This window comes from Rhizobium azibense, from assembly GCF_004342325.1.
In the GTDB taxonomy this organism is placed as follows: Bacteria; Pseudomonadota; Alphaproteobacteria; order Rhizobiales; family Rhizobiaceae; genus Rhizobium; species Rhizobium etli_B.
Genome location: NZ_SMBJ01000001.1, coordinates 628,795 through 651,539 on the forward strand (window position 1 = coordinate 628,795; position 22,745 = coordinate 651,539).

22 protein-coding genes are annotated in these 22,745 nt (G+C 59.1%); 10 read left to right on the forward strand and 12 right to left on the reverse strand.

The annotated features are described in order from the left end of the window. Window positions 1-100 precede the first annotated feature (100 nt). The 3 genes from EV130_RS03005 (at window position 101) to EV130_RS03015 (ending at window position 2,115) form a co-directional block, all read left to right on the forward strand. Window positions 101-1,384 (forward strand): ABC transporter substrate-binding protein, encoded by a 1,284-nt coding sequence (locus EV130_RS03005; RefSeq protein ID WP_074064007.1) that lies wholly within the window; start codon window positions 101-103, stop codon window positions 1,382-1,384. Between the two features lie 309 nt (window positions 1,385-1,693). Further along, window positions 1,694-1,888: a hypothetical protein gene (locus EV130_RS03010; protein ID WP_132659184.1), complete on the forward strand. Its 195-nt coding sequence runs from the start codon at window positions 1,694-1,696 to the stop codon at window positions 1,886-1,888. A 20-nt stretch (window positions 1,889-1,908) separates the two neighbouring features. Then, the gene (locus tag EV130_RS03015) at window positions 1,909-2,115 is read left to right on the forward strand and encodes a hypothetical protein (RefSeq protein WP_074064008.1); all 207 of its coding nucleotides are present in this window, start codon (window positions 1,909-1,911) and stop codon (window positions 2,113-2,115) included. Between the two features lie 266 nt (window positions 2,116-2,381). Here EV130_RS03015 and EV130_RS34175 read toward each other — a convergent pair whose 3' ends face one another. Further along, window positions 2,382-2,576: an alpha/beta hydrolase gene (locus tag EV130_RS34175; RefSeq protein WP_074064009.1), complete on the reverse strand. Its 195-nt coding sequence runs from the start codon at window positions 2,574-2,576 to the stop codon at window positions 2,382-2,384. Window positions 2,577-2,602: 26 nt separating this feature from the next. On the opposite strand from EV130_RS34175, the gene EV130_RS34380 reads away from it, so the two are divergent. The 6 genes from EV130_RS34380 (at window position 2,603) to EV130_RS03050 (ending at window position 9,074) form a co-directional block, all read left to right on the forward strand. Then, window positions 2,603-2,785 carry a hypothetical protein gene (locus tag EV130_RS34380; RefSeq protein ID WP_081377210.1) on the forward strand — a complete coding sequence of 61 codons (183 nt, stop codon included), beginning with the start codon at window positions 2,603-2,605 and terminating at the stop codon, window positions 2,783-2,785. 364 nt (window positions 2,786-3,149) lie between these two features. Next, window positions 3,150-4,460 (forward strand): SDR family oxidoreductase, encoded by a 1,311-nt coding sequence (locus EV130_RS03030; RefSeq protein ID WP_074064011.1) that lies wholly within the window; start codon window positions 3,150-3,152, stop codon window positions 4,458-4,460. Beyond that, complete coding sequence (locus EV130_RS03035; RefSeq protein ID WP_074065585.1) at window positions 4,460-4,963, forward strand: DUF2269 family protein; 504 nt, start codon at window positions 4,460-4,462, stop codon at window positions 4,961-4,963. Before EV130_RS03030 ends, EV130_RS03035 begins: the two co-directional genes overlap by 1 nt. An 816-nt stretch (window positions 4,964-5,779) precedes the next feature. Further along, the gene (locus EV130_RS03040) at window positions 5,780-7,138 is read left to right on the forward strand and encodes an NfeD family protein (RefSeq protein WP_074064012.1); all 1,359 of its coding nucleotides are present in this window, start codon (window positions 5,780-5,782) and stop codon (window positions 7,136-7,138) included. 28 nt (window positions 7,139-7,166) lie between these two features. Then, window positions 7,167-7,952, forward strand: a complete 786-nt coding sequence (locus EV130_RS03045) for a slipin family protein (protein ID WP_074064013.1) — start codon at window positions 7,167-7,169, stop codon at window positions 7,950-7,952. Window positions 7,953-7,955: 3 nt separating this feature from the next. Continuing rightward, entirely contained in the window at window positions 7,956-9,074 is a 1,119-nt protein-coding gene (locus EV130_RS03050; protein WP_074064014.1) for a site-2 protease family protein, read from the forward strand. A 43-nt stretch (window positions 9,075-9,117) separates the two neighbouring features. Here the strand turns inward: EV130_RS03050 and dhaL are convergent, their stop codons facing one another. The 11 genes from dhaL to oiaX form a co-directional block, all read right to left on the reverse strand. Further along, window positions 9,118-9,765 carry a dihydroxyacetone kinase subunit DhaL gene (dhaL, locus tag EV130_RS03055; protein WP_074064015.1) on the reverse strand — a complete coding sequence of 216 codons (648 nt, stop codon included), beginning with the start codon at window positions 9,763-9,765 and terminating at the stop codon, window positions 9,118-9,120. A gap of 3 nt (window positions 9,766-9,768) precedes the next feature. Beyond that, on the reverse strand, window positions 9,769-10,773 hold the full coding sequence (locus EV130_RS03060; RefSeq protein ID WP_132549083.1) for a dihydroxyacetone kinase subunit DhaK: 1,005 nt from the start codon (window positions 10,771-10,773) through the stop codon (window positions 9,769-9,771). 56 nt (window positions 10,774-10,829) lie between these two features. Continuing rightward, window positions 10,830-12,695, reverse strand: coding sequence for a D-apionate lactonase (gene apnL / locus EV130_RS03065; RefSeq protein WP_132549080.1), 1,866 nt, complete (start codon window positions 12,693-12,695; stop codon window positions 10,830-10,832). After that, complete coding sequence (locus EV130_RS03070; RefSeq protein ID WP_132659186.1) at window positions 12,692-13,726, reverse strand: Gfo/Idh/MocA family protein; 1,035 nt, start codon at window positions 13,724-13,726, stop codon at window positions 12,692-12,694. The genes apnL and EV130_RS03070 overlap by 4 nt, the downstream gene beginning before the upstream one ends. 1 nt (window position 13,727) lies before the next feature. After that, a complete protein-coding gene (locus tag EV130_RS03075) occupies window positions 13,728-14,792 on the reverse strand; it encodes an ABC transporter permease (protein WP_132659188.1) in 1,065 nt (354 codons plus the stop codon). After that, entirely contained in the window at window positions 14,789-16,339 is a 1,551-nt protein-coding gene (locus EV130_RS03080) for a sugar ABC transporter ATP-binding protein (protein ID WP_132659190.1), read from the reverse strand. Before EV130_RS03080 ends, EV130_RS03075 begins: the two co-directional genes overlap by 4 nt. Next, window positions 16,336-16,980, reverse strand: a complete 645-nt coding sequence (locus tag EV130_RS03085) for a DUF2291 family protein (RefSeq protein WP_132659192.1) — start codon at window positions 16,978-16,980, stop codon at window positions 16,336-16,338. Before EV130_RS03085 ends, EV130_RS03080 begins: the two co-directional genes overlap by 4 nt. Window positions 16,981-17,052: 72 nt before the next feature. Continuing rightward, window positions 17,053-17,994, reverse strand: a complete 942-nt coding sequence (locus tag EV130_RS03090; RefSeq protein ID WP_132659194.1) for a D-ribose ABC transporter substrate-binding protein — start codon at window positions 17,992-17,994, stop codon at window positions 17,053-17,055. Between the two features lie 76 nt (window positions 17,995-18,070). After that, on the reverse strand, window positions 18,071-18,898 hold the full coding sequence (locus EV130_RS03095; protein WP_132659196.1) for a phosphogluconate dehydrogenase C-terminal domain-containing protein: 828 nt from the start codon (window positions 18,896-18,898) through the stop codon (window positions 18,071-18,073). 365 nt (window positions 18,899-19,263) lie between these two features. Further along, a complete protein-coding gene (locus tag EV130_RS03100) occupies window positions 19,264-20,601 on the reverse strand; it encodes a four-carbon acid sugar kinase family protein (protein ID WP_132659198.1) in 1,338 nt (445 codons plus the stop codon). 5 nt (window positions 20,602-20,606) lie between these two features. Continuing rightward, complete coding sequence (gene oiaX / locus EV130_RS03105; protein ID WP_132659200.1) at window positions 20,607-21,863, reverse strand: 3-oxo-isoapionate-4-phosphate decarboxylase OiaX; 1,257 nt, start codon at window positions 21,861-21,863, stop codon at window positions 20,607-20,609. Window positions 21,864-22,036: 173 nt separating this feature from the next. On the opposite strand from oiaX, the gene EV130_RS03110 reads away from it, so the two are divergent. Further along, on the forward strand, window positions 22,037-22,741 hold the full coding sequence (locus EV130_RS03110) for a transcriptional regulator NanR (RefSeq protein WP_074064025.1): 705 nt from the start codon (window positions 22,037-22,039) through the stop codon (window positions 22,739-22,741). Window positions 22,742-22,745 lie beyond the last annotated feature (4 nt).

The window sequence follows — 22,745 nt, forward strand, 5'->3', positions numbered from 1 at the left end:
CGCAGAAAATAGCTTGACGGGAGGAATGTCAAGTATATGAAATTCGCTCATCGACGATCTTGATCGCGATTGATGAAAATGTTTTCATGGGAGGATGAAAATGAAGCACTCTCTTTCGGCAGCCTTCGCGCTCGCTCTGACGGCCGGTTCCTTCGCGTGGTCCGGCATGGCCATGGCGGAAACAAAAACGATTACTTTCCTGTTCACCGACGACGACCAGGCCTACGTCGAGCGGATGGAAGCACTCAGCAAAGAATTCGAAGCCGCAAATCCCGATGTCAAGGTCAACTTTGTGTCGTCCGGCTATGACGCCGTTTCCAAGCAACTGCCTGTGCAGCTAGCCGTCGGCGAAGGCCCGGATGTCGCCAAGATTTCCGACTGGCAGCTTGCGCCATATTACCTCGACATGCGACCTTACATGAAAGACCCCGAAGGCTTCGCCAAGCTGCATGGCGACAGCCTCAACATTCTTCGCTTCCCGGGCGTCAACGACCCGCAGTCGATCAATGGCTATGTCGCATCGCAGACATTCAACCTGCCGTTTGTAAACAAAACCCTTTTCGAACAGGCTGGCGAACCGCTTCCCAAGCCCGGCGCCACATTGAAGGAGATCGTGGAAGCGTCCGCGCGTGTTGCCAAGGCCACAGGTGCCCAGATTCCCTTCACGATGGATCGATCGGGCCATCGCTTTTCCGGCGCTGCATTCTCGTATGGCGCGACCTACGTCAAGGACGGCAAGTTCTCCTTTCCCGACGATGCCGCCAAGCGTTACATTGCCGATCTTTACAGCTGGACACAGGACGGATCCTTCCCGAAGGAAATGTGGGGAGCGGCCGGCGGATCCCAGTACAAGAACATGGGCGACGAATTCGTCAACGGAAACGTCGTGACCTATCTTGCCGGCAACTGGATGGTGAACCCGTTTCAGCAGAAGATTGGCGATGCTTTCGACTGGACAGCGATCAGCGCGCCCTGCGGTGATGCCGGTTGCTACGCCATGCCGGGCGGCACCGCGATTGTCGGCTTCAAGCGCACCAAGTATCCTCAGGCCGTCGCTTCATTCATCGAGTTTCTGGGTTCTGAGAAAATCCAGCGTGAGATCGCCGAGAATTACGTCATTCTGACAGGCGCCGACGTCAAGGACCCGCAGTACAAGCTCGCGAGCAACAATGCCAAGGATGCGATGGCCGTCTTCTTGGCGAGCCGCAAGAATGTACCGCAGGCAGCGCGCGACATGGAGCGCATGAAGGGATCTTCAGCGATCTACCAGTTGATCGTCCAGCGAATGAGCCAGTTGATCGTTGGCGAGCTCTCGCTCGACGAAACCTATGCGGCGATGAGCGCCGATGTCGACAAGACCAACCAGGCAATCGCTGCCAAATAGCTTGCACGCTTATTGCTGCCGAAGTCTGTCATCCACGGCCTTGGACAAGGGCCGTGGATAGCAGCGTCCGGGTAGTCGGTGCAGTGCGTGCAGACACACTCGACAGATTTTGGCGGTAAACCCCAAGAGTGCGTTCGGCCTTCGCTCTTTAATCATGCCTTTCAAGATGTTCTTCGCATCGGCGTGGTGCACCGATCCTGACCCTGGCAGAGCACCGGCACGGCCGCTCGGCGGCAGGCGGCTGTCTTCACGAAAGAAGACGAGGAAGGACCGATACAAGGCTGCGTCCGCAGCCTCGAAGCACCGCCCATGTATGCCATGAACCCGCATGCCTTGAAGGAAAACGCGCAAGACACGCCAGACCAATCCGCGCCCGAGGCCGATGGGGTGGTGCCAGCGACCGTGCACCAAAAAAATATTGTGGCATTCAAGGCAAATGCCAGTTCCGCCGGTGACAGATCCCTTGGAGGGCCGGAACAATTTGATGCTGCTGCGGTTGGGTAAGCACCATGGAGGAAGTTCGAATGAATGTCGCGACGAATCTGGCGCTCCTTCTCGGTTCACTGACGTTGACATGTTGGATCGTTGCCGGCGCAGTGGCCGTCTTGGGTACAGGAGATGAACTTGGCCGGCACGATAAACAGCGAGTAAGCGAGCTCGTCTCGTTGGGCCTAAACCTTGTCGGCTTCGTCTGCGCAGTCGCGATGGCTGCTATCCTGCTCGCTGCATGACGGTGGTCGGTTCAAAGGTCAGCCAAGGCTTCGCGTGGACGGCTGGCATTGTCTTCGGCCTCGGCGTGTGACATCTGCGACGGCATTGTCCTACATCAAATCCTGCCATGCCATCACATTCTCAGCTCCTGCTTTCCAGACGCTTCAATAATGGTTTAACGGACGAGGCAACAACCGCTATCGGTCGGTGAGCGAGCTCACTGCCGCTTCTGGCTCGTGTGATGCGAGCGTATCGCGGATCCAACCGCAAGCGTACTCATTCGTTTTCACGGCAAGTGATGTGGAAGGCGGTTGAATCCGTGTGGTGCCTCGGGAACGACAATGCACCGCGAGTTCCCATTCTGATTAGCCCATCTTTCGCTCATTCCGGTGCTGTCGTCGACGATGGGATCAAGTGCTCCAGCGATCATGAGCGACGGCGGGAGACCGGCGAGGTCACGATGGAGCGGTCCACGTCTCAAGTTGCTGGGAAGGGAAGGGTCAAACGGTGAAGGTTTTTAATCGCCGCAGGGCCGTCGATGAGGAGGCTGCAGCGAGAAACTTTGCGCAGGCTCCGCGAAGCGTCGAGGTCGAAAACGCCGCACATGGAATAGAACCGGGCAACGCGGCTGATCTTGCCCACCGACCGCAGATGAAGGAGCGCTTCACATCCAAGATGGGCACCGGATGACTTTCCTCCAAGGATACGGTCTGCGCCGAAATCAGCAAGATGATCAGTAAGCCATTCCGTTGCGATGATGCACTGGCGAAGCGTTCGGTCGAGGCGGTCGTCGCGGGCATTGCGAAAGTCAATGACAGCCGCAAGCACACAGGACCTGCGAGATATCGTCGATTACAGAAGACGCTGCGGTTTTATGGGACGGGGATCAATTTCGGGTCGCTGCGCAGCTCCAGCGCTTTGCCGCCGATACGCTTCCAAGGGTGCTCCATCATCTGGTACCGGCAAAGGCGAGCCAGGCATGCGGAACCGACGGGCGCTGCATCCGTTAGAATGATCAGTTCACGAGATAGATGCGGGCTCAGGAACTGCAAAAATGGAATTGACCGATCCCGCCGACAGCCGGCGAACCATACTGGTGATCGGCGCTACGGGGCTGATCGGCTCTGCGATTGCGGTAAGGTTGAGACGGGAAGGGCATTCAGTCACGGGTCTCGCACGAACCTGGCGACGGTCGGGTGCGATCCAGAACATGCGCTTCGACGTCGCGCTCGCCACCAAACCCGAGGATTGGCTACATGTGCTTTCTGGCGTGGAGGTTGCCGTCAATTGCGCAGGCGCGCTGCAGGACGGACCGGGTGACGACGTAAAGGCCGTTCATTTTGATGGTCCGTCAGCACTCTTCAAAGCCTGCGAACGGGCCGGCGTGAAGCGCCTTATCCACCTCTCTGCGATCGGCGTGGACCGTGCTCAACCGTCCGATTTCTCCAATACCAAGTATCGAGCGGAAGAGGCGCTCAAGGCTTCGGCGCTCGACTGGGTCATTCTGCGTCCGTCCGTCGTACTCGGACGCGCAGCCTATGGAGCAAGCGCTATGTTCCGCGGGCTTGCAGCGCTGCCAATCTTGCCTCTGATGCCGGACACCGGCAAGCTTCAGGTCGTTGAGCTCGACGACGTGGTCGAAACCGTGGTCAGGCTCCTGCCTGACAGCGCGCCAGCCCGCGTCACACTCGATCTGGCCGGGCCGGAGCCGCTCGAGTTCGGCGAGGTCGTCGCTGCCTATCGCAGCTGGATGGGACGCAAGCCTGCACACGAGCTCCCGCTTCCGAGACCAGTCTCGAAAATACTCTATGGTCTTGGCGACCTGGCAGGATGGCTAGGCTGGCGTCCGCCGCTGCGGACCACCGCCGCGCGCGAAATCGTCCGTGGGGCGACAGGCGATCCGACGCGGTGGATCAAAGTCACGGGCATTACGCCGACATCGTTGAGCGACGCGCTCGCCGCTTATCCGATCAGCGTGCAGGAACGGTGGTTTTCGGGACTCTACTTCCTTAAGCCGATCGCGCTGCTGGTGCTCGCGGCATTCTGGATCGCGACCGGCATCATATCGTTGACCGTCGGATGGGGACTCGGTGTCGACTTGATGCGCCGCACAGCCTTGCCGGCGCTCGCCGAGATAAGCGTCGTTGCGGGGGCATTCGCCGACCTCGTGGTTGGTGCGCTCATCGCGTTCCGCCGTACATCCCACGCCGGCTTGTTGCTAGGGGTCGCCATCTCGCTTTTTTATGTCGCGGCAGGCACGCTGCTGCTGCCGGAGCTTTGGAGGGAACCGCTCGGGCCGCTGCTGAAGATCTGGCCGATCCTCGTCCTTCACCTGATCACGATCGTCATTCTGGAAGACCGATGATCACTTATTTCGTGCTCAAATACCTTCATGTCATCGGCGCCTCGGTGCTCCTGGGCACCGGCGCCGGCATCGCGTTCTTCATGTTGCTTGCCCATCTCACCGGCCGGCCGACGATCATCGCTGGCGTAGCGCGCATTGTCGTCATCGCCGATTTCGTCTTCACGGCGACGGCCGTTGTCCTCCAACCCATTACCGGTGTCGCACTTGCCTGGAATGTCGGCTATTCCCTAACCGAAGGCTGGATCGTGGTATCGATCATCCTTTACATCGTCACTGGCATGTTCTGGCTGCCCGTCGTTTGGATGCAGATGGAAATGCGTCGACTGTCCGAGGCGGCGGTCGAAACCGATTCCGCTCTGCCTACCCGGTATCACGATCTGTTCTGGCGCTGGTTCGCCTTCGGGTTTCCGGCGTTCGCTGCCGTGCTTGCCATCTTCTGGTTGATGATCACGCGGCCGGACCTCGGCAGCTGGGGTTCATGGCTGGGCGAGCGCACGCCATAGCTGCGTCGACGGGAGTAGCCGGCAGTCTCGCATCCGGCCGCCACTTGGCGTTCTGGAAAGACAGGCAATGGAAATGCGATGGCAAAGAATGGCAAAATCCCAGTCCGTGCCTTCACTCAGCGCATGGATCTGCTGTCACAAAGCCGCGGTGAACTTTGTGATCGTGATCAGCAGGTTACCGAGAAGCGCTGCGCAGATAACTCGACTTGATCGGGCTTGGGCGCAAACCATCTGCGCCTTCTTTGCTGGTCTTCCGATCGGAAGTCGACGAAGGTAGTTTTGCCTTTCAAAGTTCTCGACTGGGCCACGGATCCTTCCGCTCACCAGTTCCGTTGACCGTCCATGTCAGCAACCGCTGCCTGATGGGCGTTGTGCTTTTCAGCCGTACCTCCCCACAAGGCCAGCAAAACGGCAGCAATGATTAGGTAATAGATTTTGTTTGATAACTTTCGCAACGCACTGTTGCCACGCGTACACTCGAACTGGCTCAATTATTCGCGCTCCTCTGCTGGTGGGCGTCATTTGAGGCGCATACATAATGCTTTAGAAAAGCTGCATGAACGTCCAAATGTGGGACCCTAATGTGCGTGAAGCGTATGGCTTCAACGCGCGCTAGCCCTTAAAGCTGTATCCTGCACCGCGCGCAGCCCCTCTTTCTGTCGCAAGCGGACCAGAGCCAGGCGAACGCCTGAGACCTTGGCACCGGCGTGGATACATCCACAGGCGGTTTGCCTTACCATTTGGCGGCCCCGCCATATATTCCCAAATATGAGTATCCGATGGAAGAGACCGTGGCGCTTAGGGATTTGGCGGCGAATGTTGCCAATACTCGCCTTGCCGCTGATCTTGATTTCGCCCGTCGCTTCCACAGCTTCCGTGTCTGCAGCAGAGCGCGTTGCCGTCGTGCTGAAGTTGAACGGTGCTGTCGGACCAGCGACGGCTGACTATGTGAAACGCGGCCTCCAACATGCCGATGGAACCAGTGCGAGCCTGGTCGTCCTGCAGATGGATACGCCAGGCGGCCTCGACACTTCGATGCGGGACATTATCCGCGCGATCATCGCCTCGCCAGTGCCTGTGGCCGGTTTTGTGGCACCGAGTGGCGCACGTGCTGCCAGCGCCGGTACTTATATTCTCTACGCCAGTCACATTGCAGCCATGGCGCCGGGCACTAATCTGGGCGCAGCGACACCGATTTCGCTTGGCGGAAGTCCGTTCGATGGCGACCCCGAACCGGGCAAGGATGAACCGAACGAGCCTGGCAGGCAGCCGCAGTCACCACGTAATGCCAGTGAAGCGAAAGCCGTCAATGATGCGGTCGCCTATATTCGCGGACTTGCCGAACTGCGCAATCGCAATGCCGACTGGGCAGAGCGTGCCGTGCGCGAAGCTGCAAGCCTTTCATCACCCGCCGCCGCACGAGAACATGTCATCGATTTTACGGCAACCACCATCGAGGATCTCCTGAGGCAGGCTCAAGGGCGCATCGTACGGGTCGGCCAAAGGGATATCCCGCTCGAAACCGCCGGGCTTGCTGTTCACGAACTCGAACCGGATTGGCGCACGCGATTGCTTTCCGTGATTACCGATCCGAACATTGCCCTTATCCTCATGGTGGTTGGCATATACGGGCTGATCTTCGAATTTGTCGCCCCGGGAACGCTGATGCCCGGTACAATCGGCGGTATCTGCCTGCTACTTGGACTTTATGCCCTGGCATTGCTGCCGGTCAGCTACGCCGGCGTAGGCCTGATCATCCTAGGTGCCGGCTTGACAGTGGCCGAGGCGCACGCGCCCTCGTTTGGCGCCCTCGGCATCAGCGGCGGAATAGCACTCGTGCTCGGCGCGGCTCTTCTGTTCGACACCGATCTGCCGGAACTCGAAGTCTCCTCGTCCGTACTGGCCGGCATCGCCATTGCCTGTCTCGCTTTCAGTCTCATCATTGCCTGGCTCGCAATCGTTTCGCATCGGCGCAAAGTCGGCACCGGCACCGAGCAGATGATCGGTATTTCGGGCAAAGTCGACAGTTGGACAGGCACTTCGGGATACGTCATCGCGCATGGGGAACGCTGGGCGGCGACCTCCAGCGAACCGCTCGTCGCCGGTGATAGTGTCAGTGTGACCGGTCGAAACGGGCTGACCTTAGACGTCGTGCGCCGTGCGCAGGAGACTTAGCGGCTTTTAAAAAGCAGGAGGAAGCGTCATGGGCATCTTTGCAGAACTCGCATCTTACCTTGTGGTCATTCTCGTTTTGCTGCTCGTGATCGCATCGGCGATCAAAATCCTGCGCGAATATGAGAGGGGGGTCGTCTTCACGCTCGGCCGCTTCACTGGCGTCAAGGGTCCCGGCTTGATCCTGTTGGTCCCGTATGTCCAGCAAATGATACGCGTGGACCTGCGCACGCGGGTGCTCGATGTGCCCGGTCAGGATGTTATCTCGCACGACAATGTCTCTGTCCGCGTCAGCGCTGTCATCTATTTCAGGGTTATCGATCCCGAAAGATCGACGATCCAGGTCGAGGACTTCATGACGGCGACAAGCCAGCTTGCTCAAACGACGCTGCGTTCGGTCCTCGGCAAGCACGATCTTGACGAGATGCTGGCCGAACGTGACAAGCTCAACAGCGACATTCAGGAGATCCTGGATGCCCAGACCGATGCATGGGGCATCAAGGTCGCCAATGTCGAGATCAAGCATGTGGACATCAATGAATCCATGGTTCGCGCAATCGCCCGACAGGCGGAGGCCGAACGCGAACGGCGCGCCAAGGTCATCAATGCCGAAGGTGAGCAGCAGGCTGCAGCAAAGCTGCTTGAAGCCGCCGAAATCCTCGCCAGGCAGCCGGAGGCCATGCAGCTTCGCTATCTGAGCACGCTGAACGTGATCGCTGGCGAGAAGACCTCGACAATCATATTTCCTTTTCCGATGGAGCTCGGAAATTTGATGCCGTTAATTTCGGCCCAATCTTCGCAAAGCTCAAGGGGATGATCGATGGGTTGGTCCTTCAAGATGGGCACGATCGCCGGCACGGCCGTACGCGTTCACATTACTTTTGCGCTGCTGCTCGTCTGGATCTGGCTGACACATTACCGGATCGGCGGTACACAGGCAGCCTGGGATGGCACGGCTTTCATCATCGCCGTCTTCGTCTGCGTCGTACTGCACGAGTTCGGTCATGTTGCCGTTGCTCGCTACTTCGGGATCAAAACGCCTGACATCACATTGTTGCCGATCGGCGGCGTCGCCCGTCTTGAACGCATGCCCGACGTGCCTCACCAGGAACTGCTGATTGCCATCGCCGGCCCGCTCGTCAACGTCGCGATCGCAGCGCTGATCATTCTTGCCATCGGCGCCTCAGCGGGCATCGAGCAGATGGCCGATGTCGAGGATCCTGGCGGCGGTTTCCTGGCTAGGCTTGCCGGGGTCAATATCTTCCTCGTTCTTTTCAATATGATCCCAGCCTTTCCGATGGACGGAGGCCGGGTGCTGCGGGCCGCCCTCGCATCGCGCTTTACTTGGTCACGGGCGACGCAGATTGCTGCTACGATCGGCCAAGGCCTTGCCTTTGTTTTTGGCTTCGTCGGCCTTCTTTACAACCCGCTGCTGATTTTCATCGGCATCTTCGTTTACCTCGCTGCAACCGCAGAAGCGCAGCATGCGCAGATCCGCGAGCTCTCCAGCAGAGTGCTCATTAGCGACGTGATGGTCACCAAATTCGTGGAACTCAAACGCTCGGCGACTATCGACGAGGCGATTGAGATGCTGCTTGCGACAACCCAGCGCGAATTTCCCGTTACCGATTCCGCCGGCCGCTTTGAAGGGCTGCTAACACGTGATGACATGATACGCGCCTTAAAGGACAAAGGTCCAGACACGCCGGTTGCAAGCGCGATGCGTACTGACATTCCGCAAATCCATCATCGCAAAAGTCTGGAAGATAGCCTGCGTTTGATGCAGCACGGAAATGTGCCGGCGATCGCGGTCGTGGACGGTGCTGATCATCTCATCGGTCTTCTGACGCACGAAACGATCGGAGAAATGATGATGGTTCGTGCGGCCGTAGCCGACGGTTTCCGCTTCGGCCGTCTGCGCAGGTCCAGGTCCCTTTAAGTCTCGCGCAAGTCGAGGCAGTCCGCACACCCAGTTGTGATAGCTACCCCTCACGCGCAGACGCAAACCGCGCCATCGATTCAATCATGATGACGGCCGACGCCGCGCCAGGATCGACGTGTCCCACCGCCCGATCACCCAGCCGGGCCGCGCGACCCTTGGTCGCGACCATGCCGCTCGTCGCCTCACAGCCCTTGCGCGCCGCTTGAACGGCCGCCGCCAAGCATTGGGAAAGGGAAGCTCCCTGACGCCGGGCCTCGAGCGCAGCGTTGGCCGCCGGCCCCCAGGCGTCCATCATCGTTTTCTCGCCGATCTCTGCCTTGCCGCGCTCATGGATGCCTTGAGCCATCGCCGCGACGACAGACAGCAAGTCGTCATCGCTCAATGCCTGCTTGTCCTTCGCCGCAGCTCCGGCGCGCATGAATGCCGTGGCATACAAGGGCCCCGACGAAGCGCCGACGGCGTTCAGAAATGCCTTTGCGGCGATATTGAACAGAAGCGTCGGCGCAGTCTGGGCGGCATCGAGTTCGCCAACGGCCTTCGTGATCGCCTGGCAACCAGCGTCCATCGCCAGACCATGGTCCCCATCGCCGATGACACCGTCCAACTCGCAAAGGCGATCGCGGTTCTTTTCCATTTCCTCGGCGATGAGCGCAAGCAGATGCTGCAGATCCCTGGTTGTAATGGCCATCGGTTACCTCGTAAACATGGCGCAATCGCAGGGGTGGTCGATCAAGCGCTGAAGCTCCCCGTCGAGGTGCATGACGGTGATCGACGCGCCAGCCATCTCAAGCGACGTACAGTAATTTCCGACGAGTGACGTGTGGATGACAAGTCCGGCATCATCAAGCCGGGACTTCACGCGACGCATCATGATGTAGAGTTCCATCATCGGCGTCGAACCCAAAGAGTTGACCATGACTGCGACACGATCGCCGGGACTGGCATTCATCTCCCCAAGAATGCTGTCCATGAGTTCGTCGGTGACCTCGTCGGCAGTTTTCAACGGCCCGCGAGCCACGCCGGGCTCTCCGTGAATTCCCATCCCGATCTCCATCTCGTCTTCGCCGATCATGAAGTTCGGTCTGAGCGTCTGCGGCAGCGAGCACGGCGAAAGCGCGACGCCCATCGTGTAGGTGCGCGAATTCGCGCGTCGGGCGGCGCGCTCGACGTCGTCGAGGGAATACAGGAGATCGCATGCCGCACCAGCGGCCTTGAATATGAAAACGTTGCCCGCTACGCCGCGTCGCTTGTGCATTTGATCCGAAGGGGCCGAGGCAACGTCGTCCGTCGTCAGTACGGTCCGCACTTCTATGTCGTCCAGGGCAAGCATTTCGGCGGCCATATCGAAGTTCATGACGTCGCCGGCATAATTGCCATACATGAAAAGAACACCGGCGCCGCCGTCGACGGCTTTGGCACAGGCGATAATCGGATCGGGCGGTGGCGATGCGAATACATTGCCTATCGCTGCAGCGTCTGCGAGCCCCTTGCCGACAAAACCGAGGAATGTCGGTTCGTGCCCGGATCCGCCGCCGATGACCAGCCCGACCTTGCCCTTGCGTGGCCCGTTCTTGGCAATGATCGCCCGTGGCATGTCCTCGGCCGCATAAAGATGGTGAGGATGAGCCACCAGGACACCTTGGAGCATCTCATCGACGACGTTTGCACCGGAATTGATAAGCTTCTTGGTCTTCACACCGATCCTCCCTGATCGAAGCACGATGTCATAGATGCAGTTGCTGACGCTGAAGGTCAATCCGCAAGCGGCAAGACTGCCGTCGCGAGCGGGCCGAGCTGGCGGATTGCGCTCGCATCTCCCGACCCTTTTATGCATGTGCCACAATCGATGCTCTGTTCGCGGCTCGTCAGGTTGACGATGTGGAGCCTTGCCCCTGTCGGGCCGTTAACGACAAATGCCAGGGCCTCGGAGGGGGAGGAGGACAAGCACTCCTGCCAGGATGAACCAGCCAATGCAGACAGCGTCCGCACGGTATTGAACAGCGGGCGTCGGGCGCCTTCCTCGATCGGTTCACCCGGACCTGCGATCAAACCGAACGAACCGGTCAATGCCGAAAGTGTCAGGCATTCGAGATCGGCATCCAACACTTGAATGGCGTAACCAAGTGCAAAGGCCTGCGCGAAACGTCCGTTATGGCGCGGGTCGCGGTTGGCCATGGGGATGCGTGCACCCGACGGATTATCCATCGTGCGGCTGCCATAGGGGTTCTGTCGCATCGCAATGGTCGATGGGCCGATCCGGTAGGGTTTCCGGCCGTAGATGGCACGCACGGAGCGGGTGATGAAAGGCAAGGCCTCCAGTGTCTGCATGACGCTGAGATCGTCGGCCGCATGCACGATGGGGTTGGTGCAGTGGCTGATGAAATCGAGGGGTCCGTCGGGCACGCGTTTGCGGTTAAGTTCAGTAAAATAGCTCAGCATCCCGCCGCCGATACGAATGCCCGAAAAGATCGAGCGGGCTCCTGCGTAGACCTCTTCAAGAGGTGGGCAGTCCGGCCATTTGCTGCCGGGCGGGGTTGATTGGCGGTCGACCGAGGGCGAGATCATAATCGCATCCGGTTTGAATTTTGCCGACTGCATCTGTCGGACAATCGTGGCCGCCTCGAGTGCCGGTGATTGCTTGCAGGCAAGTGCGACCTCAAGCGTCGAGCGTCCGCGGTGAATGGCGGCGATTGCGGCGAACCGGTCAAGCGCTTCGACGCCATGCCCACAATCAGGATCGAAATGGAAGAGAAGTTCCTGGGGAGCGATTTCCGATAGTATCGTCTTTGCCGACAGCGTGGCATCAGCTTCCTCGGGCGCAATGACTAGGCCGATTGCCGGCATGGTGCCGGTCCGCGGCCCGAGCTCGAGTTTTATAGTTTTGCAGAAAGGCGCAGCCGAGGGGCGTTCGGCGCGGCGGCCGTCCCTGATGATGAGCGATACTTTCTGCCGGACGGGCTGGTTGAGCGGGATCTGATAGGGCCACGGAAGGGCGAGTGGTCTGACGTAGGTCTTGAATGACGCATCCGACCAGTTTCTCTGGTCTTCCATTTCAAAGGTGTCGCCCTCCATCCTGCATTCCGCCTTGACGCCAGGCATGACGTCATGGCTGATGGCACGCATGTCCTTGAACGGTTGCCACGGTTCGATCAAATCAGGAAACGTCGTTGCCACGATCCTGCCGTCGACGTGCTCGACGGCAGCCCGCGTTCCGGCTATTCCAACGATCGGATGCAGGATACAGAAGCCGCAGCGGTTGGTCTCGAAGCCTGTTTGCGAGACAGCTTCGGCCATGAATTCGAGCCGGTCGGTGCTTCCAGCGATGCGAACTTCGATGACAAGCGTCGTCGCCTGCGGTCCGTCGCACCGAGCCCGGTAGCAGACCTCGAAACGGTCGTCATTCTGGTCGATCTTGAGGTCGGAAATCTCCGGGATGTAGGTGCCCCAGTCCCGGTCACGCACAAGGTAGGAGATTGCTCTGAGCACTTCGGTTCCGTCATAGCGAATGGTGCGGAGGCCGCCATTGGCAAGATCGGCCTCCAGTTTTCCGCAACGCAGTCGGACCGGCTTTGCTTCAACGAAACGGGTGCCGTAGAGCAGAAATGGATCGTCTGTCATTGAAGCATCGCTCCGACATCGATCGTCTGACCTGTGGCTGCGCTTTCATAGGCTCCCTCGACGAGTGCGAATGTCCTCAGATTGTCGGCGCCGGACGTCGAGTGTTCCATGCCACGCTTCAACTGATCGACCCAGTGCTGCTGGATTGCATAGACGCTTTCCTGAATGTTATGCCACGGCCGTGACGCCCATGGCAGCAGCTTCGGCGACACGTTCGTGGTCGTGGTGCCCTGCGCATTGGTCACTTTGAGGCCGTAACCTTGGGTGAGCCGGATCGTGCCCTCGGATCCATCAATCTCGACCAGCGTCTCGGGGAACGGTTCCGTCGACAGTTTCGTGGCATAGCTGACGTCGACGACCGATGTGGCGCCGTTTTTGTGGTCAAGCAGGATCGTTGCGACGTCCTCGCCCTTGATCTTCTGGTTGACCCGCTTGGTGCGAGCCGTAACGGCCGAGACGTCGCCGAGGATGTAACGCGCAATGTCGAGTGCATGGATGCCGAGATCCTCTATGATGAACCGCTCACCTTCTGCCAGGTACGGCTGCCCCGAGAAGACGTCATAGCCGGAGCGGAAGGAGATGCGCCCCCAAAATGGTGTGCCGATTGCGCCGACCTCCAGCGCCTTTCGAACCGCCTGGATTGGCGTCTGCCAGCGGAAATTCTCGTGTACCATCAGCGCCACGCCGGCTTTGCGGCACGTCTCGACCATGATCCTTGCGTCCGACAGCGTCTTTGCAAACGGCTTCTGGCAGATGGCCGGCACCTTGTGCCGGGCCGCCATTTCCACAAGGGCGCGGTGGCTCTCTACCGTCGTGGCAATGTCGACGAAATCGAAACCGCCGTCTGCAAACAGTGCTTCGCCGTCGCCATAGCGACGATCGATGCCGAACTGCTCTCCGACGACCTTCAGCCTTGCCGGATCGCGGTCACAGATCGCGACGATCCTGGCGCCATCGACATCGTTCCATGCGTGCATCTGGTTGATCGCGAAAAAGCCGCAGCCGATCAATGCCCCTTTCAATTCGCTCATTTCAACCCGCCTTTGCCATCTGCATGAGACTAACGCGTTGCTGCAGTCGACGCTGGGCCTGATCGACGACCACGGCAATGATGATCACCAGACCCTTGATGACCATCTGCCAGAAGGACGAGACGCCCATCATCACCAGCCCGTCCGACAGAATACCGATGACGAAGGCGCCAATAATCGTTCCGCCGATCGTCCCGCGGCCGCCGGACATCGATGTTCCTCCAAGAACCGCCGCAGCGATCGCGTTGAGTTCGAAGCTCTCACCAGTCGCCGGGTGCGAAGCCATAAGTTCGGATGAGATGATGATGCCGACGATGGCCGCGCAAAGGCCGGAGAACATATAAACGAAGACCTTCACGAGATCGACGCGGATCCCCGACATGCGCGCCGCGCGCTCGTTGCCGCCGACGGCGAAGATATGACGGCCGATCGGCGTCGAGCGCGCGACATAGGCTGCAAGCAGTGAGAGCGCGATGAGGATCCAGATCGATACCGGCAATCCGAGCACCCGACCTGCGCCAAAGAAGTCGAAGCCGGTCGTGGCATATTCCGGCCGGCCGACGAGGTTCGGAAAGGTCTGGCCATCCGAGGAAAGCAGCGCCAGGCCGCGGGCGATATACAGGGTGCCGAGCGTCGCAATGAACGGGGCAACGTTGAGCTTGGTAATGAGCAGCCCGTTGATCAGGCCGATGATGAGACCAATCGAGAGTGTGATCGACACGATCTCGAAGAGGTTGAAATAGATCGTGTAGCCGATTGGCAGCTCGATGCCGTAAAGGATCAAGCCGCCGGCGACCATGCCGCAAAGCCCGACGATCGATCCGACGGACAGGTCGATGCCGCCGGTGATGATGACGAATGTCATGCCCATCGCCAGGAAGGCATTGAGCGCGACGTGTTTTGACATCAGGATCATGTTCGCGGTCGAGGTAAAATTCGGTGCGAAGATCGCGAAGAACACGATGACGGCGAAGAGCGCGATGAAGGTCCTGAGCTTCATCAGCGTCAGAAGGAAAGAGCCGGTCGCGCTCGCCGGCGTTGAGGTGGATGAGGTAGCGGCCGTCATGACGCGAGTTTCCCTTGATGTCCATGTCCCTTGGCCGAAGCCTGGACGATGGCTTCTTCCTTTGCCTCGCTGCGGTCGAAGATCGCCACCAGTTGGCCGTTGCTCAAGACCGCGATGCGATCGGAAAGTGCCATGACCTCTTCGAGGTCCGAAGTCGAAAACAGAATGGCGAGCCCGTTTGCCGCCAGCCGGCGCATGGTGCGAAACACATCTGCCTTGGCGCCGACATCGATGCCGCGGCTTGGCTCGTCCATCAAAAGCACTTTCGGATTGGTCATGAGCGCCTTGCCGATGACCACTTTCTGCTGGTTGCCGCCCGACATCGAGGTCACCTCAAAATCCGGGTTGGGCGCCTTGATCGAGAGCTCGCGGATAGCATCACGAATGGCCTTCTTTTCGGCGCCGCCGTCGATATGGAAGAGGCGGGTAAAGCGACCAAGGCTTGCCAAAGTCAGGTTGGAGGCGATGGACAGCACCGGGACCAGTCCCTCCCGTTGTCGGTCTTCGGGAATTAGCGCAATGCCCCGGCGGATGCGCCTGGTCGTATCGCGGGCGCGTATTTCCTTGCCTTCGATGAAGATCTTGCCCGTCGAGTGCAGGTGACGTCCGATCACGCATTCGAAGAATTCGCTGCGCCCGGCGCCCATGAGACCATAGATGCCGAGAATTTCACCCGCTTTGACGGAAAGCGAGACGTTGTCGACCGCAAGTCCGCCCGTCGTTCGCGGCAGGCTGATGTTTTCGGCGCGGAAGACCTCGTCTCCAACGCCGTGATCTGCCGACTTTGCAAAATCCTTTGCATCAGAGCCGATCATCGAGCGTACGATCCAGCGTGTATCGATATCGCCAATCATTGCCTGGCCGGTAACCTGGCCGTCGCGCAGCACGGTGATGTAATCGCCGATGCGCATCAGCTCTTCTAGACGGTGCGAAATGTAGACGATCGCCACCCCCTGAGCCTTCAACTCCGCAATCACCTTAAAGAGCACCTCGACTTCGGCGGCCGAAAGGGCGGAGGTTGGTTCGTCCATGATCAGGATGCGCGCATTCACAGACATCGCCTTGGCGATTTCGACGAGCTGCTGCTGGCCAATCGGCAGATCCTCGACCATGGCATCGGCCTCGATTCCGGCATCCAGACGCTTCAGAAATTCATTGGCCTTCGCAGCCTGTGACTTGTGGTCGATGCCGAACAGGCCACGGGTGATTTCGCGAGTTGCGAAAATGTTCTCGGCGACCGACATGTTGGCGAAGAGATTGAGTTCTTGAAAGATCATGCCGATTCCACAGGCTTGCGCATCGGCCGGGCTTGCGAACGAGACCGGCTCGCCATCCAGGATGATGCGGCCAAGTGTCGGCCGTTCGACCCCGGCGATGATCTTCATGAGCGTCGATTTGCCTGCACCGTTTTCACCGACCAGGACGTTAACGGCGCCCCGGTGCAGCTCGAGATTGGCGCGCTTGACCGCGATGATGCCGGAATAGACCTTCGACACGTCGTCGAGGCGCAGGATGATGTCGTCCTTTGCTGTGGCGCTTCCGGTCATGATGCCACCGTCAGTAGGCAAGGCGTGACAAGTGGAAGTTGTCCTCTGCTTGGCAGGGGAAAAGATCCGATGACCGTCACTGTCTTGCCGGCTAGGCCGTCGCGGGGGATGGCGGACAGGAAGGCCGCATTGGCTTTCTCGTTGAACGCCTTGCCAAACTGCGCCCACTCGATCTGATTCTTGAATTCGTTGAAATTGACGAAGTCGAGCGTGTCGCGCAACGCCGTGCCGCGCACAGCCGGCCCGATCTGGACCTTTGCGTCAGCTAGGCCGTCGCCATCGGCGTCGACATCGAGCGTTGCTGCACGCGATGTCGTGTCGGCGGCGATGATCTTGCCGGTGAATTTCACCGCATAGGTCCACGGCGCGCTGCTCTGCTTGCGCGGGTTGCCATATTTGTCTCCCGCCTGGTCTGGGCTGGAGGTGGACAGTTGCAAGACTTCCTTCAGTTCGCCTGCACGTTTCTCGAAGTAGGGTACGACCTGGGGCTGCCAGATTGCCTCGACCCTTGCATTCGGGTCGAAGGCGGTCTTGGCCTCTGCCGTCGCCTTTTCCTCTGCGGTCGGCGTCTTGACGATCTTGCAACTGGGCAAAGCCGCCGCCACGACTGCAGCCAGCAGAACGCCCTTCATTCTCAACATGCAATGAACCTCGACGTCATACTATTTGTCCTGCAAGGGGCATGCCGCGCCCTTTGCAGGACATGGCTGATGTTAGTTCGTGAGCGCGAAGGTCTCGAGCTTGTCGGCGTTGTCGGCGTTAACGAGAACGCAGTCCATGAGCTGCTTTTCTTCCTTGGGCGTCGTCTTGCTCTTGATGTAGGCATCTGCCTGTTCGACGGCCAATTGTGCCTGGGCATAGGCCGGCTGCAGGACCGTCGCCTTGATGCCGCCAGATTTGATGGAGTCCCGGACATCGTTGGAACCGTCAAAGCCGACGACGATCACGTCCTTGCGGCCGGCAGCCTGCAGGGCTGCGATCGCGCCCATGGCCATCGTGTCGTTGCCTGAAATCACGCCCTTGATGTCGGGATTGGCCTGGAGGATCGTCTCCATCTTCGAATAGGCTTCCGTCTGACTCCAGTTCGCCGACTGCTTGGCGACGATTTTCAGGTCCGGGTAGTCGTCGATAACGTCATGATATCCCTGGGAGCGGATGCCGGCATTGGTGTCAGACTCCTTGCCCACCAGCTCGACATAATTGCCCTTTTCACCCATCAACTTGACGAACTCCTGAGCGCCAAGCTGGGCACCCTGGTAGTTGTTGGAAACGATCTGGGCAACGGCGACCCCGGTCGCATTGATTTCGCGGTCGATCAGGAAGGAGGGGATGCCCGCATCTTTGGCCTTCTTGACGGCCGCGACAGAGGCGTCTGCACCGGCATTGTCGAGGATGATGGCCTTGGCGCCCCTTCCGATTGCAGAGTCGATCATTTCGGACTGCTTGTTGGCGTCATCGTCATGGGTCATGACGAGGGCTTCGTAGCCAAGTTCCTTCGCCTTGGCCTCGGCACCGACAGCTTCGGCCTTGAAGAAGGGATTGTCATGGGCCGGCGTGATGATGGCGATAAGGTCGGCCGAATATGCAGGAATGGCCGTTGCAAGCGCCAGTGCGCCGGCGAAGGCCGCAACTTTCAATTTCAGAGCTAGTATCATGATCTCCTCCCGAGTGTGAATGACGCCCCGTCTCCCTTTGGGCGGTTGAGGGGAGGCTTTGCCTCCCCGGGCCAGCTCAGGTGATACGCCGGATGCTTTCGGCGATCTCCTGTGGTTCGAATACCTTCTTCCAGTCTGGGCGCATTAGCGCCGGGATGCCGAACTCGATCGCCTTGTTGCAGGCATCCGAAAACACGCCGTCAATTTCCTTGAAGATGACCGCGCCGAGCACGTTCATATGGCCGAGCAGGAAGTCTCGGGCAGCTTCCTCAGGCACGCCGCGCGCGACGCATTCGTCCATGGCCTGCCGCATGACGACGAGAAGTGACGCGCAGACTGTTTCCGACAAGCCAGGTTCGAGCATTGCAAGTTGGTCGACGCTGACCCGATGCGAGCGCATGACGGGCGCCCAGATGACCTTGGCGATCTCTTCACCGAGCGCGTATGCGCTTTCTGGTCCCTGCATCAGCGCGGAAACAATGTGTTGCTTGGCGAACAGGCCGCCGAAATGGTCCTTCTTCGCCTGCATCTCCGTCTCGTCATTGAAGATTGGCGGATGGCAGGGATGGGTGACAAAATAGGTGAGGTCGTCGCGCTTTGGCAGATGACCGGCAAAGGGAGCCGCAGCGTCCAGCGCCACGACCATGGCGCCGGGCTTGAGCTTGTCGACGATGCTTGCCGCGACTTTTCCGATTGCCGTATCGGGCACGGCGAGGATGACCACTTCTGCGCCGTCCAGACCAGCATCGACCGGCACGCAATCGAGGTTGAGGCCATTCTTCAGGCGATCTTTGCCGGCATCGCTGACCTCAACATGGCGCACGTCGAAGCGCGAATCCTTGAGGTTTTTGGCAAGCCGATATCCCATTTTTCCGCCTGCGCCGAATAGGGCGATTCTAGTCATGTTTCCCTCATCTCTTCTTCAACTGATAGGATCACATGCTGGTATGATGAGTCAATCACCATATCATCAATAAGAGTAGCGGTGTGCTATTTTCTTGCCAGAGCCGATCAATGGCCCACCCACCGACGCATGCCCTGAAGGATCATTCATGGTGTGAACGCTCCCGCGAAATGCTAGCGGCTGTCGAAACGATCTAACCCGACAATATCGAGCTGGCAGTTCTTCAACGTCATTGGCGAAGGAGGGGACGACGAACCGCTGGCGGCGATTGTCGGGTTCACGGTCCGCCGCGGCGAGGCGGTGCGCGACGGGGAGAACTTCGTGGACGGTTGTTCGTAGAGCTGGTGCAGCCCAATAAGCTCATCTTAGTTCCTCTTGCCATCGCGGATCTGCGCGAAATAGTGGTCGGACCCGACCTGGCCGCCCTTAAGGGCGATCTGTAGGCCATTGGTCGGCTCATAGCTGCCATGGGCGAGGCAAAGCGGAGAACCAGGTGTGTGGGGAAGCGGGAGAAGCGTCGTCAGGGCGTCTATCTTCAACTGCCTGAGTGCATGACTGGAGGTATCGCCGCCGGCAATGACCGCGCGCGAAAGCCCTTGGCTTTCTATTAAACGGCGCAAAACCGAGCCGAGCGCACTTCCGAGCTTGTGACGTGCGAAGGGGACCATGTCGATGTGAATGCCAACGTCCGCCGAGGGGCCAAGGGCGGTATAGAAAATGACGCTCCTTCCCTCCTTCAGCTTTCGAGTGCCGGCCCGTACCGCTTCGTCCACCAATCGTTCGCTATCTTCCGACACCAGTGCAAGAGGGTCGAGCGCAATGCTTTCAAATCCGACTTGGACAGCATTTCGGATTTGGCGCTCGGTTGTCGGAGATACGCTGCCGGACACGACGGCGAGGCGGTCGACTGGTCCGACATCGGCAAACGAAATGCGGCTTTCGCCGATAAACCCGTTTCGCCGCCAGGCACTGAGAAGCGCGTATTCGACACCTGACGAGCCGGCAACGAAACTCCCGGATTTGCGGGCAAGTCGGAGTAGCTGTTTACCCGCAGCCGCCTGCGTCGCCTCCGAATCGACATCGATGAGCATAATCCCGTCAGAAATCGATGCGAGTTCGTCGATCCGCGCATCGGCGTTTTCTGATGTGAGTGCAACAAGGTCGGCGACTGCAACGGGAACGCGCGTCTGCTTTGCCAGGTGGGCGGCAAGGTCGGCCTCATCCATCGGAGTGACTGGATGGCAACGCATCACCGGGTGCCGATCGATGCGATAGATGCGGCCCTGGTAGGCGGCGAAGAGGTTGCCAAAGGCGGTATAGCGCTTCAATTGCGGCGCACCGACGATGACGGGCACAATAGACTGGGAAAACGTCGTCCGGCCGATTTCGATCGCCTTGCCGATGCTGCCGATCTCAGCACTGGAATCGAAGGTCGAGCAGACCTTGTAGTGGCATATTTCGGCACCCAGCAACTTCAGCCATTCGAAAGCGGGCGTCAGGTGCTGTTGCATCCATGCGGGTGTCTCGCTGCGGCTTGTTCCTGCAATACCGATTGCCCGGCAACCCTTGAAGCGGGAGAGAATTTCAGGTGTCGGGATGTCGAGGAAAAGCACAGTGGCAATGCCGTTCGACGCCAAGGCCTCCATGACGTCGGTGGAGCCGGTAAAGTCATCGCCGTAGTAGCTGACGAGGAGCTTGTCCATCTCGATCAGGCGCCCTTTCCGTCGCTGAACTTTGCAATGGCGGCCGCAAGCTCAAGATGATCCTTCGCGTAGGTCTTCAATGGTATGTCGGCGACCGCGGCCTGCCAGGCCTGCTGTACGGCCCGAACGCCGGCGGCCGGTCCGCCGGGGTGACTGACGATGCCGCCGCCGCAAAGGTAGAGAAGGTCGGTGGTACGGCCGGTCCGTTGGTAGGTCTCCGGGGCTTGTCCTCCCCACTGACCGGATCCAGCAACCGGAAGCGGGCAGTCGGAGGCGTCGAAGAGCGGCGTGGTAACGGCCTTGAACGAGGCGACGAAGCTCTCGTCCGGTTCCCAGTATTTGACGCCAATGCCGTTGATCTGGAACTGATCGACGCCGAGCAGTCGCCAGAATTGCTGGTAGACCTTGAAGTCCATGCCGGCGCCAGGCGCGCGCGTCAGCACGTCCCAGCCGTTGCGATGCGCATGCAGCACCAGATTGGATCTCTTTCGAAGAAAACTCATGCCGCCGAAGCCGATCGAATTGATGTTGACGACGGCGCAGTTGCCGCCGGCCTTGGCGACGATGTCGTGGTTGCGCATCATCTGGTCGGGGTCGGCATGTGAGATGCCGAACGCATACATGACCTTTTTTCCGGTCTTCTGTTCGTGGTCCAGAATACGTGGCATGATCGCTGCGACACGCTCCTTGAGTGGCGAGTATGCCGGGCTCATCAGCTTTTCGTCATCCTTGATGAAGTCGACGCCGGATTCGACGAGTTCGCCAACAAGCTGTGCCGTTTCGTGTGGCCGCAGGCCAAGAGCCGGCTTGACGATCGTACCGATGATCGGACGGTCCTCTACCCCGGTCAGGCGACGACTTCCAGGAATGCCGAATTGTGGTCCCGGATGGGCACTCTTGAAGGCCTCCGGCAGTATCATGTCGACGATGCGGATGCCGGTCATGCCCTTGATGGAATAGACGCCCCCGATTGCAATGGTCATCAGGGCCGAAAGATCCGTGCCGATCGCGTCCAGCGGATAGGCGATGTCGACATCTGCGCGGTGGAGCAAAGTGCCAGGGCCAACTTCGGGCCAGGTCGGACGGCTTGCATCGCCAAGGCGGCGGATCGCCAGTACTCGGGCGGCGACACGCGATTTCAGTTCCTCGGTTTCACCCGGAACGGGCACGAAGGTTCCAGTCGACTGGTCGCTTGCGATCTTGTCCGCCATGGCGTCGACACTCCCGGGTGTCTCGATGCGGTAGGTCAGTGTAATCGTCATAACGTGCGGGTCGCTCCTTTCGCACGACAAATTGTCATGGCATCAACTGATCATCTGGTATAATGAGTATTCCATTTGATGAAAAGCGGATTCTTTTGGAGTGCGACTTGGGGCTGAGCTTTGTTCTCGGCATGGAAGATGATAGGAGGAGACGTTTGAGCCAGCGAGATCTTATGACACAACCCATCGAACAAATCGTCCGCCGGAAACTGTCCGACGAAGTGTTTGATCGACTTGAGCGGATGATTACGTCAGGCGAACTTCAGCCTGGCGACGAAATGCCGTCCGAACGCGTTCTCATGGAGCGCTTTGGTGTTGGTCGTCCTGCAATCCGCGAAGCGATGCAGTCACTTGCCAATAAGGGGCTCGTGAACATTTCCCATGGTGAACGAGCCAAGGTACTGCAACTGACGGCTCAATCGATCTTCCGCCAGGTCGATTTGACCGCGAAGATCATGCTGTCCCAGTCGGCCGATTCGCTGGAGCATCTGAAGAGCGCCCGGATTTTCTTCGAACGGGGCATGGCGCGGGAGGCCGCTCAACGTACCAAGCAGAGCGACGTCGACGAGCTTCGCGACATTATCGAACGCCAGCGCCGCGCATTGGGACACGCAGAAGAATTCATCGCCGCGGATATGAAGTTTCACACGCGCATCGCTCAAATTTCCGGCAATCCGATATTCGTTGCCGTAAGTGAGGCGATGCTCGCATGGCTGAAGGAATATCACACCGACATGCTCATCTGGACCGGCAAGGAAAAGCTTACACTGGTCGAGCACGAGGAAATACTCGAGCGGCTTGCCGCAAACGACGCCGATGGTGCTGAAGCAGCGGTTTTGAAGCATCTCGAACGCTCGCGGGCGCTCTACACGAAGTAGTTCA